The following is a 13,233-nucleotide window of genomic DNA, read 5'->3' as shown; positions in this document are numbered from 1 at the left end:
TTGAGAGCCCCTTAAAAATCATTTGAAAAAAATAAATTGATGCAAAACCCGATGATAAGCTACAGTATGTGAGAATCTTAAAAAAGTGCTTTTTTTAGTGTTTTTATTTACACGTTAATCTCTCTTGTGATGTGCAAGAAAATGATTTTAGTTATTTTAACATATACAGATTTACAATAAGAGAAGCTAGCCCTTCATTCAACATATAGAAATAGATTATTATTATAAATCAATATATTGATGATGTTTCTAAATATTGTCGTTAATAGAATATTCTATCAAAGTTTGGCTTTTGCATCTTAATACGGTTTGTTCAATGTAATTTGAGTATGAATAGCCCATTTTATTGTGCTTACTATTTATAGGGTTCGTCGTTTTTTACAATTGTTTTTGCGTTTCATAATAGGTGGTTCATTTTATTTTTATCCCATGTGGGTAATGATCTTACAGTTTAATTAAGGATTTTTCCTGTTAGATTGAATGAATTATTTTTTCATGCTTGTGCTTTTTAAAAAATTTTGATGAATCTATCAATGTGGATGATACAAGGTAAGGTTTTAAAATAGAGTATTACATTTGTGATGTTGGTTGTCTTGTACAATCTGGAGAGCCTTTTAACGCCATATTATACGAATATATTGCGCAAGATAATGAAAATAAAATCATGATTTTTTTTATTTGCAATTGCAATGGAGCAAAGATGTAATCTCTAGGCTTGTGTTTTATGAAGTTATATCTAAATAACTTTAGAGATAGGTTTCTTTCTAGATTAGTACATTGATTTATAACGGATAAATTATTATTTTGTCCATTGAAAGAGCGCTTTGAATATTGTAAGATTTTCTTATTTCAATTTCTCTTATATTGACTTCTTCTCCATCCTAAAGGGTGAATTTTCTACAAGTGTCGGTTTGTAAGCCTTTCTTTTTTCACGGTAGGGGTCTCTTACAGATTATTCATGCGGTTGAATTAATCAAAATCATCCCTTTTGCTCGTCACAAATGAGATTGGCGTGGGGAAAAACTATTGGAAAAAGCTCCCTTTTATGAATTATCTCAAGGGCTATCTCAATGTTGTGAACGGATAAATGATAATATGCATTTGCACTTTTATTAAGCGTAAGGCTCTCGGTGCCCGATAGATGAAAACTTTTTATCTGTAAAAGTTAAAGAATATTGTAAGTTGTACAATGCGTTCATAACTTTCTTCTATTCGTACGAAATTATTACTTATGAAAGTACGTAAAGATGAGATTGTTGAGATAATAATTTTGCAGTTCTGTTAAGGCTTTAGTGCGTTAAGCATAGGTATTTTGAGGTGTGATATTATAAGGATTTTACTTGTTTTCTGGAGCTAGATTATCACTTTTATTATGTTGATTTCTTAACAAGAAATGTTCTTTTATCTCGTTTAATTTTTGATGCTGATTACAATATTGAGCGAATCAAAAATTAATTCATAAAGCTTATGACAATGCTCGTAAGGGGATATCTTTTTTCTTTCTATAGAGATATGCATTGATGGAATCAAAAAGACGAGAGTTATGATAAAGACATTTCATTATAGAAAAATTGCTCAAGATGGGTATGCACGTCGAGGCGAAATTATAACGGGGCGAGGATGCGTTCGTACACCCGCATTTATGCCAGTTGGGACGGCAGGAACCGTTAAGGCTATGTATATGGATCAAATTCGTGATCTTGGTGCAGATATCATTTTGGGAAATACTTATCATTTAATGTTACGTCCAGGAGCTGAACGTGTTGCACGTTTGGGAGGATTACACGAATTTTCACGCTGGAGCGGACCTATTTTAACTGATTCTGGAGGCTTTCAGGTGATGTCGCTGGAGGGAATCCGTAAAATTACTGAACAAGGTGTGATTTTTCGCTCTTACATTAATGGCGCTTACTATGAAATGAGTCCAGAGCGTTCTATCGAAATTCAAGGGCTTCTTGATGCGGATATCCAGATGCAGTTGGATCAATGTATTGCATTACCTGCCACTGAAAAAGAAATGGAAGAAGCTATGGAACTTTCATTGCGGTGGGCGCTGCGTTGTAAAACAGCTTTTGGAGATCAGCCAGATAAAGCATTGTTTGGGATTGTTCAAGGTGGTGATAATATGAAACTGCGTGAGCGTTCTGCTCAAGCATTAAAAGAAATGGATTTAAAAGGTTATGCTATTGGAGGGCTTGCTGTTGGTGAGCCGCAGAGTGTTATGACAGCAGTATTGGATACTACTTGTCCGATTTTACCAGAGGATAAACCACGCTATCTTATGGGAGTAGGGACACCTGATGATATTTTACAAAGTGTTGCTCGTGGTATTGATATGTTTGATTGTGTTATGCCGACGCGTGCAGGACGTCATGGTTTAGCTTTTACCCGCTTTGGTAGAATTAATTTGCGTAATGCGCGTTATGCAGAAGATCCACATCCTCTTGATCCACAGTCACTTTGTCCAGCAGCACATGATTATAGTTGTGCTTATTTGCATCATTTGATCAAATCTGGTGAATCTCTTGGGGGGATGTTATTGACTTGGAATAATCTTTTTTATTATCAACAACTTATGCAGGGAGTTCGTGATGCCATTGAGGAAGGTTGTTATGCTGATTTTTGCGCTGAAACGCGTGCTCTATGGGCACAAGGACGCTAAAATATTAATCGAAATATAGCACCTCATTTTTTTATTGAATTTATTCTCGCACTTACAAATTTAGCTAAAAATATGAAATTAGAAACATCTTCCAAAATTATAAAATCCACTATCTTAAGATATAACAGTGCGGTTTTATAGGGCATATATTCTCTTTCTAAGTACTATATAAAACAGAAACTGTTACTCCGGTACGCGCTACCTGATCCGGAGAAAAACAGTTTTTCTGTTTCTGATGACTGTTTACAGCAACAATGTTAATGAGGCGTTAGCGAACTCTTAAAGAAGTATGAAAATTGTACTTTTATGAGCTACTTGGTATTTTTTATTACTAAAGTTAAAGAATGGATTATATACAATCGAACAGATAAATTTTTAGAAAATTAAAATAAAGTTAAAATAAAATTACAACATTTTAAATGTTGTAATTTTATTTTTTAATTTTTCATATATAAATATTCTTTAAAATATATTTATGTAATATTATTAATATTATAAAACTATAGATATAATGTTATAATAAATTAAATATTAATCACGATAATTGTCATATTTATAAAATATCAATAAATATACTTATACAAAATTTGTTATATTTGTTTTTTGCTTTGTTTATATAATTTATCTGAAAATAATCATAATATATTTATGTGAATATTTTAATTTACAGATAGTGAGTTAGATATCTGATGCGATTCCTCTGTTAGATGAGGGAGGGCTAAAGATGTCTAAAAGAGGGTATTTAATAAATCTAGAAACCAAGCATCATTATCATGAGAATTTTTAAAAGAATCTATAATAATTTATAAAAATGGCATAAAGTTGAAATTATAACTTATCGATTTGGAGGGTCTGTATTCAGGTAGCAAAAATAAAGCAACAATAATTTTAGGGGAAACGTTTTATCTTTGTATCAAAATAATGATGAGATATTATTCACTTGTTGAAATGCATTCTTCAGCAAATTTTAGAATTATTTATAGGATATAGTATGTCGTTGCAAAATAAAGCTTTCATTGTAAAATTACAATGACTGAAAAGAGGAGATAAAGTTTATTATCTGGCAGATCTGATAAAAATAGGTAAATACGTCTGTGACCTTGAGGTTTTCAAAGGTTTTTCATTAAAGAATCTTACTTAAAGCTTCATAAAATGCTTTATATATCAAAATATTTCTAAAATTTTATTAGGGACTATTGGGCATGCGTATAACAATGTTTTGAATTTTTGTTTGTGTGTATTACAGATATCTACGGTTAAAACTCCTATCCAGAAGTGATGATATGAGGGATTCTTATCAACAAAAGGTTCTTGCATTGGGAATTGATTCGAGAATACGGCGTTTAATAATTTTAGCTCTTGCTGTGGGGAGTTTTGCTATTGGTACTGCAGAGTTTGTCGCAATGGGGCTACTACCAGAGATGGCACGAAGTTCCTATGTTGATATTCCTACCGCTGGTCAATATATTTCTGCTTATGCATTAGGAGTTGTGATTGGAGCACCTCTTTTAGCTGTGGCAACAGCTCAGGTATCACGCAAAACTGTTTTGATAGGATTGATGCTTTTTTATGCTTTAGCAAATATTGCTAGTGCCTTTTTTTCTGATTTTAGCATATTAGTCGTATTACGCTTTCTCAGTGGACTTCCCCATGGAATCTATTTTGGACTTGCGGCTATGGTTGCCTCTTCAATGGTCGAAATGAAAGAACGTTCTAAAGCTGTTGGATATGTTATGCTCGGCTTAACAATTGCAACCGTTTTGGGAGCACCCAGTGCTACTTGGATTGGTCAACTTATTGGTTGGCAGATTGCTTTTATCCTTGTGGGTATGATTGCTTTATTATGTAGCTTGCTTATTTGGAATTTTTTTCCTTGTGATTCAATTTTTCCAAAAACGAATCCTTTGCAAGAAATGGGTGCATTAAAGCAAAAGCAGGTGTGGTTTCTTTTGTTGATGGTTTCGGTGGGAGCGTCAGGATTATTTTCTGTTTTCACTTATATCAAGCCAACGTTAATGCATATTTCTGGTGTTTCACTTGAGTTGGTACCATTTATCATGCCTTTAGTTGGATTGGGTATGGTGGTAGGAAATCTCTTGGGGCCTAAATTAGCCGTTAAAATTGGTATTTCGCCGATGATATTTTTTTCTATGCTTTGGAGCGTATTTGTTTTTTTTCTTTTTTTCTTTTTATCCTATGCTCCGTTAACAGCGGCAATAGGATGCTTTTTTGTTGGAACTTCTTTTGCTGCTATGCCTTCTATACAAACAAAAATTATGGATGTTGCACTACAGGGACAGATTTTGGCAGGAGCATTAATGCAGTCTGCTTTTAATATTGCCAACGCTCTTGGTGCAGAATCTGGAGCATTAGTTTTAAAATTGGGCTATAGTTATGAATATACAGCTGTTTTAGGAAGTGTTCTAACTTTGTGTGGATTAATGGTTTTTTGCATCTCATGGTATATGGAGAAGCATGCTTAATATTTTTCATTTTTTAAATGAAGAAGGAATTTTTATATTTATTTTTAGTTATTGGAATGTCCTGTTGGTTTTTTTAATATGCAGTAAGAAATGCGCAGTGCTAATGGAATAGCAAGACAAAATAAAAGACCCATAAGCACTATAAGAAGAGTTTTTGCTGCTAAGATCATTCCTATTGTTCCTCCAGGATTAAAGAGGCCAGCAAGATTGGTGATAACTCCTGCTAGAGTTGCACTTAAGGCCGCTGAAAATAGTTGTACAGAGGTAAGGGATTCACTGGCACGGAGAGCATCTTCATCATTTGCACATTGTAAGATCCTTGTGAGCAAATGTGGCCATGCTATGCCCGCACTGATTCCAATAGAAAACAGTGCTAAGCAGATCATAAAAATATATTCAAGTGTGGAAACTTCTGTTGGAATGAGCCATAAAAGAATAGCTATGCCTAATAGTTTTAATAGGGGGGAGTATATAATGATGTTGCGAATTTTTTTTGCCGATACACCAGCGCTTGAGAGGGCTCCACATGTCCATCCTAGGCTCATAAGTGCTGCTATGTAACCAGCAAGAAGTGGAGTTTGTCCATGAAGCTCTTGAAGAAAAAGTGGGAAATAAAGCTCCATACTATATACGACTGTCGTCATAACGAGTATTAATGCGTAAACAGGAAAAATTTCAGAAGAAAAAGAAAAGGATTTGCGTGGCAACATAGGATGAAGGGTAGATGATTCGATTTTTGCTAGGACAAAGAGGAGACTAAGTCCGATAACTAATCCGCAAATTTTGGCCATTGTTGTGTCCATAGCTCCTCCAACAGAAATGATAAAAATCAATAAGGTGAGTGTGAGAAGCTGGAGCAGAGGGAGAGGGGTTGTTGGAATATAATTTTCATTCTTTTGGGGTAAAAATTTAAAGGCTATGAGTGAGAATAATATAGCTAATGCACCAATGATCCAAAAAGATGCTCTCCACATGCCATAATATACAGAAATTCCTCCGATTGCTGGTCCTAACAAGGTTGATATTCCCCACATTCCAGAGATGACACTTAATGCGTGTGACCATAAAGATGGACTGAAAACAATACGTACCATGGAATAGGATAAGGATAACAAAGAACCACTTCCAAATCCTTGAATAAAACGTCCTATTAAAAATAATGGCATAGATGAAGAAATGCTGCACATGAAAGTGCCTAGGGTAAAGATAAGTCCAGAGAGAACATAAGTGTTGCGAGGACCTAATTTCCCTAATATTTTTGTTGCAAGTGAAGTCCCAAGAAGTGAAGCTGTAATAAAGACAGTTGCCACCCAAGAATAATATATTTCATTGCCAATATGATTCATAAGAGAGGGCAAAATAGTAATAACAATATAAACGTTGGTAGCGTGTAACACAACACCGCCTATAAACGTCAAAAAGCAAAGACCATTTTTACCTAATAAAAGCGCAGACCAGCTTTGTTTTTTCACTGTTTTTGCTATTTAATAAAATTTATCCTCTTTTTATTTATAAGGCAGTTCTTTAAATTTGCCAAGAGAAATTCAAAGCTCTGTTTAGAGCTTTGAATTTTAATTTAAGTAATAACTTAATTGCCCATTGCTTTTTTGAGATTCTCATCAATTTTATTGAGGAAACCTGTTGTAGAAAGCCACTTTTGTTTAGGCCCAATCAAAAGTGCGAGATCTTTAGTCATAAAACCTTCTTCGACGGTTTTAATACAAACTTCTTCCAATGTCGTGGAAAAGTTTTTTAACTTCTCATTGTTATCTAGTTTAGCACGGTGCGCTAGTCCACGCGTCCATGCAAAAATAGAGGCAATGGAATTTGTTGATGTTTCTTCACCTTTTTGATGCTGACGGTAATGGCGTGTTACGGTGCCGTGTGCTGCCTCTGCTTCAACAATTTTGCCGTCAGGTGTCATGAGAACAGAAGTCATGAGACCCAGAGAACCAAAGCCTTGGGCAACAATATCAGATTGGACATCACCATCATAGTTTTTACATGCCCATACGTATCCACCTGACCACTTTAATGCAGAAGCAACCATATCATCAATAAGACGGTGTTCGTAATATAATTTACGGTTTTCAAATCCAGTTTTAAATTCCGTATCGAATATTTCTTGAAAGATATCTTTAAAACGACCATCGTAAGTTTTTAGAATGGTATTTTTTGTTGAAAGATAAACTGGAACATTTCGTTGTAGTCCATAATTAAAGGATGCGCGGGCAAAATCACGAATTGACTCATCAAGGTTATACATAGCCATGGCAACCCCTGCGCTTGGAGCATCAAAAACATCATGTTCAATAACTTGATTATCATCACCGACAAATTTAATACTTAATTTTCCTTTTCCTGGAAATTTAAAATCTGTTGCTTTGTATTGATCACCAAAAGCGTGACGTCCGATAATAATTGGCTTTGTCCAGTTAGGAACAAGGCGAGGGACATTTTTACAGATAATGGGTTCGCGAAAAATGACTCCTCCTAAAATATTGCGGATTGTGCCATTAGGTGATTTCCACATTTTTTTTAGGTTAAATTCTTTAACGCGTGCCTCATCAGGTGTGATGGTTGCGCATTTTATACCAACCCCATATTTTTTGATAGCATTGGCAGAATCGATAGTTACCTGATCATTGGTTGCATCACGATTTTCGACGGAAAGATCATAATATTTTAGATCAATGTCGAGGTAGGGATAGATTAATTTATCTTTGATATATTTCCAGATGATGCGGGTCATCTCATCCCCATCAAGTTCAACAACGGGGTTTTCTACTTTGATCTTTACCATTAGAAATCCTTTTTCTTTTAAGCGATACTATTTGTATAACACTTTCAAGTTTATAATGAAAAGTAAAAACAGGGGAAAAAAGCATTCAAATATGAGCTTTTAGAATATATTATCAATAGAGTGTAAAATTTTGTTGGAGGGTTTAATTTTTGAAAAGAAGTGATGTGTTTGCAAATCTATAATTATTCTATGATTGATGAGGAATCTGTTTAATAGATAAGGTAGTTAGATCATCGGGGGATCAAGATTATACATTTTTATTATCAGAGATTCCATTTAATAAGTTGATCGTATTCTGAATTATAGTTTCTTGATTTGTTGTGTTAGGTGAATAAGAAACTATTTTTATATTGCTATTTCAATTTTAAGCTTACGGTCTGTTTGTTTATAAAAAGTTTAATGTGATAACAATGGCACTGTAATTAGAAATGCTTCATATAAAATGCGTTTGGGATAAACTTCAATTTTGAAGGTTGGAAAATACGCAAGGATATGACTTATAAAATTACCGTATCGCGAGCTAGAATCTTCTAATTTTTATGTTTTATCGATTCTTATTGTTATTAACTGTGCGCAGTAAAGCACTATCCTCGAAATGCAACAAAGAAATTAATCACCTAATGATTCTTGTATCCTTTTTACGAAGAGATTCCTTTTAAAATCTTATTCCCTCGTTTTTATTTATGCATCCCTCATTTTTAAAAACACAAATAAAATGAATATATTACACATAAAAAAAAGAAACATGGTACGCTTAAGGGATCTACAACAGCATTTTCGTAAAAAGAGCAATCTTATAAAACACGTTTTGTATGGAGAGGCGTGGTGAATAACACGATTATTTGTTTTGATCTAGGTACGAAGATGGGGTGGGCGATACGTGGTGCAAGTGGTGACATGTTCAGTGGTACCGTGAATTTTCAATCACGCCGTTTTGAAGGCGGTGGAATGCGTTACTTGCGTTTTAAGCAATGGCTTAATGAAATAAAGCAGACAGCAGGTCAAATTGACGCGGTGTATTTTGAAGAGGTGAGGTGTCATAAAGGTACAGATGCCGCGCATATTTACGGTGGTTTGTTAGCAACGTTAACGGCGTGGTGTGAACAGCATCAGATACCGTATGAGGGGATAGCAGTAAGTACGATTAAGAAAGCGATGACGGGGAAGGGGAATGCGTCGAAAGAAGAGATGATTAAGGCGATATGTTCCAAAGGTCATGCGCCTTGTGATGATAATGAAGCAGATGCATTTTCAAAGACGCGCGCTTTGTCATAAACCCAGCAATTTCCTTTGTGAGATAAGTTGCTTTCCTTTTCAATAAAGCCGCCTAGATCGCCAGCTTTAACATCCCCAAAATCTCTTAAAGCACAAATGCGATATAAGAAATGACCAGCTACGCAATCCATTTCACTAGTAAATTCATATTTTTTAGATATTTTTTTGTATTTTTTAAATTTAATTGTGTATTAATGTTATCATGTGCTTATGAAATGCTTCTTTTATATTTATATGCTTTTAGAGCTATATTATGGCTTTAGAAACGATTGCGTTATGCTTTGAATCTATACATTTATAATATTTAGAAACGCTCTCATAATGCGTATTTTTAGCTTTATAACCTATCATTTTTTTACTAAATGAATTTTAAATTTTTTGTGAATTTTGTTTATAAGAGGCTTTAATTTAAACGACCTTAATAGCACCACGCTCTTATAAAAAATGCCTTCATTTGCATTTTTGCTTTCTCTATAGCTGTTATGTTCTTTATAGCCATGGCATCATTTTCCATTTTCATAAGAGAAATGATAAATAGAATATATGATAATTATGATTTACTGCTTTTTATGAAAACATCTAAAGAGAGAATGATAATTATAGAGATGAGCAAAATCCCTTTTAATAAACTTTTGTCATTTTTGTCAGTTCTTTTTAGAACCTATATCATTTTTTTTAAATGAGAGAAAATTAAAATCATTATATTTCAATAAGTTAAGTTTTATGAATTTTTCAAAATACAACTTATTAAAATAGCCATAACAAATAAATACAACTGTAAATATATATTTGTCAGTTTATGTCAGTACATTGAATCGACAAAAGTGATCATTTAGTGAATGATTAAAACATGTCTTATGAGAGTATGTAACCTTTAAAGCCTTTCAAAAGATAGTTTGTAACTCATAAGAAATGTTATCAAGACTTTTATGGTACTTAGTTTTGAGGGTTTTAAGAACCTTCAAAACCTATAAGTAATATAAGAAAATGAATATACATAATTCTGTTTAAACAAAGCTTTTGAAAAGGATAAAGCTATCATTTTAGATTACGGTATAATCTTTTAAAGGCAATGTAAAAGAAGCGTATTCACTTTAAGATGGGATTTTTTAAAAGTCTTAAAGCAATCAAAATAAGAGTATTTAAAAGTGGAAATGATTTCTTTTTTAGAATAACGCATATTAGGATTGTATCTAATCAACTTAACAAGAGAGGTATAGATTATAGTTATAAGATTCTATACCCCTTGTGAGTTTAGCAAGCCAAGTCTATTCAGTTTCTCTAATTTCTAGTTTTGGTAGGTTCTTAACGATTTTCATTGTCTCTAAACTTACGGTAATAACCCTCTGAAATAACTCTAGAGGGTAGGCAGGGTTGCCAATGGTTTCAACAGCATAGCAATTAGCATCATTAACAATGCCACTCTTTTTATCAGTCTTAACACATTGACGCCCTATAACCCATTCAAGAGCTGGTTTACCATTAACGATATACTCATAAGCTTCAAGAGGGATATCTGTTATGGTAATATTGCTATTGTAAATAACTGTTGATTTATCTTTCTCTTTACCTGCTTTTGCAAATTGCATTTCAGTCACATAATAGAATTTTTCGGGATTAGAGATCTCTGTAACTTTTGGATTACCCTTTTTAAAAGTTACTGGATAAGGCTCTACATCTTCATAATTTACGTGCAAATGACCTAGTTCACGCCCTGCTGTTACAAACTTCCAAAAATCCTCAGCACTCTTTACGCAAGGAATGCGAGGTAATTCTTTGCATAAATTATGAGCATAACGAGCACGATAATCTTCTGAATGAAGTAAACCGTAAACATAATAGAACAAATCATCTTTAGTGATAGTTTCATTAGGATAAGCAGCTTTAAAATATGTTAGCCCTTCATCCGTAATGGCATCACGCTTTTGTAAATCAGCTGTTACGCTTGCTTCTGTAGAATTCGTAAATAAATGAGATTGCCTCTCATTTTTACTTTTTGAAACCGTAGTATTTTCGTAAATATAACGTGGAAAGCATTGACTACCATCTACCATATTCACATCAGGTACATTTTTAGCCATTAAAATAGAAAAACCACATCTTGCTCCTACAGTAGAAATTTGTATTACCTTATTATCAATCGCTTTTCCTATTGGGAATATACGCGGCATTCTGTAAACACCGTCGTTGAGATCCCGATTATAATAAAGCCACTGCTTAGTAAAAGGACGATAAAGGCTTTGAGTAAGGCAATCACCTTCAAAGTTAAAAGTCTTGCCTTTGTCCAAGTCTCGTTTGAGATTATGACTCCAACTAATTTTGCTTTCATCCGAATTGACAAAATTATTTACAGCATTTTTACGTATCTTGCGATCAATATGTCCATAAGCATTATTAAAACGTTCCACTTCGCTGTTATAGAATGTGATCATATTACTCATGTTGGTAGCTAAAGCTTTATAGCTTGAGTCATAAACCCAAAAATCACGACTCGTCATAATACCACGAGAAAACGTTTCAAAGAGTTTTTTACCATTAGGTTTCTTATCACCTATAGCTAGGAATGTTTCGAAACTCTCATCACGTTGATTGATCCAATCACCGTGCTTGTCTGGTGTAATTATTTTCCAACCGTCTTCACGTGTAATACCACCAATACTACCAAGGTATTGAAGCATCTCAAGTTTTTTTTCAGTGGAAAGATTATCACCAATATCATGATAGTAAATTTTACAAGGTCCAACAGCATTGGGATTTTTGATAAATAAGGTTACGGCAATACCAGTCATACTCCCATTGCCAAAAATATTCTCACCTTCATGAGCATTTCCATTGCTTAACATATTTTTACGAAGATCACCTCGTAAATTAAGTACATAAATACTCGTAAATTCTTTGGCTAAAGATTTTCGTAAACTATCCATTGTTGGCTTTTCTATATAGCTTGAACCAGAAACAAAGCCGATTATCCCAGCATTATCAATACGGTCGCTTGCCCAGCGAATGGCACGGATATAACTATCATAAAGCGCTCGTATATTCGTTACTTTAGATTGAGCAGCATAAGTTTCACGAATGCGGTCATCTAATATCGGATAAGGTGTATTCTTTGCATTATCGTTTTCGCTTTTTTGTCCTACCGAATAAGGAGGATTGCCAAAGATAACTTTGATATCCAGTTTCTTTTGATGTTTCAAATATTCACTGTTTTCTTTAAGTATACCGTCTATCAAATTTTTTTCTTTAAGCGTCTGAAACGTATCAGCCAAACCAATATGCTTAAAGGGAATATACTCTCCTTTCATAAGACTATGATACGTCGATTCAATGTTAATCGCTGCTATGTAATAGGCTAAGAGAACAATCTCATTGGCATGTATATCATGACGGAACTTATATTCCATATCCTCTGGTTTGATGAGATCTGATTGTAAAAGCCGTGTGATAAAGGTTCCAGTTCCCGTAAAAGGGTCTAGAATGGAGACACCCCGTGACCCCAAGCTTTTTCCAAATTCATGACGCAATACATCATCAACAGAATGAATGATAAAATCAACAACCTCAACGGGTGTATAAACAATTCCAAGCTTATCCGTGGTTTTCTTAAATGCCTTGGCAAAAAAACTTTCATAAAGTTTGATAATAAGATTCTGTTTTGCATGAGTTTCGGTAATACCTGCTGTACAGAACGTGACACTTTTGTAAAATTTATCAAGATCTTTGGTTTTTTCTTCAATGTTCGTTTTATCCAGTTCTCTTAAGATCTCGTCCATTGCTTGTGAAATGGCATTGTTCTGTACAAATTTATTGCCCTCAAACAAGGCTTCAAACACGGGACGCGTGACAAGATGTTGCGCTAACATCTCAATCGCTTCTTCTTGTTTGATATCGCTGTTGACGTTGTTCTTTAGTTCCTTATGAAATGTATCAAAAGCGTGAAAGGCTTCACTCTTTTCATCGGAAATCATATCTTTAAGATGATTGATATGGTTTTGAGCAATCTCAGCAAC

Annotated in this window: 6 protein-coding genes; 3 read left to right on the top strand and 3 right to left on the bottom strand. The window is 34.0% G+C overall.

Translation table 11 applies throughout. The features are described 5' to 3' along the window. Positions 1-1,543 precede the first annotated feature (1,543 nt). Together tgt and ACFIN0_RS05085 are read left to right on the top strand one after the other, a co-directional pair. On the top strand, positions 1,544-2,662 hold the full coding sequence (gene tgt, locus ACFIN0_RS05090) for a tRNA guanosine(34) transglycosylase Tgt (protein WP_375610442.1): 1,119 nt from the start codon (positions 1,544-1,546) through the stop codon (positions 2,660-2,662). A gap of 1,283 nt (positions 2,663-3,945) precedes the next feature. After that, complete coding sequence (locus ACFIN0_RS05085; RefSeq protein ID WP_375702061.1) at positions 3,946-5,145, top strand: MFS transporter; 1,200 nt, start codon at positions 3,946-3,948, stop codon at positions 5,143-5,145. Positions 5,146-5,189: 44 nt separating this feature from the next. On the opposite strand, the gene ACFIN0_RS05080 is transcribed toward ACFIN0_RS05085, so the two are convergent. Next, complete coding sequence (locus ACFIN0_RS05080) at positions 5,190-6,617, bottom strand: MFS transporter (RefSeq protein ID WP_375609467.1); 1,428 nt, start codon at positions 6,615-6,617, stop codon at positions 5,190-5,192. Positions 6,618-6,733: 116 nt separating this feature from the next. Further along, positions 6,734-7,948 (bottom strand): NADP-dependent isocitrate dehydrogenase, encoded by a 1,215-nt coding sequence (locus ACFIN0_RS05075; RefSeq protein ID WP_375702060.1) that lies wholly within the window; start codon positions 7,946-7,948, stop codon positions 6,734-6,736. An 825-nt stretch (positions 7,949-8,773) separates the two neighbouring features. On the opposite strand from ACFIN0_RS05075, the gene ACFIN0_RS05070 reads away from it, so the two are divergent. Further along, positions 8,774-9,223: a crossover junction endodeoxyribonuclease RuvC gene (locus ACFIN0_RS05070; protein ID WP_375702059.1), complete on the top strand. Its 450-nt coding sequence runs from the start codon at positions 8,774-8,776 to the stop codon at positions 9,221-9,223. Between the two features lie 1,268 nt (positions 9,224-10,491). Here the strand turns inward: ACFIN0_RS05070 and ACFIN0_RS05065 are convergent. Then, a partial coding sequence (locus ACFIN0_RS05065; protein ID WP_375702058.1) for a type ISP restriction/modification enzyme occupies positions 10,492-13,233 on the bottom strand: 2,742 nt, incomplete at its 5' end.

The sequence above is a fragment of the Bartonella sp. AA89HNZF genome, assembly GCF_042196905.1.
Taxonomy (GTDB): Bacteria; Pseudomonadota; Alphaproteobacteria; order Rhizobiales; family Rhizobiaceae; genus Bartonella.
This window is presented reverse-complemented; position numbering and strand designations above follow the sequence as displayed.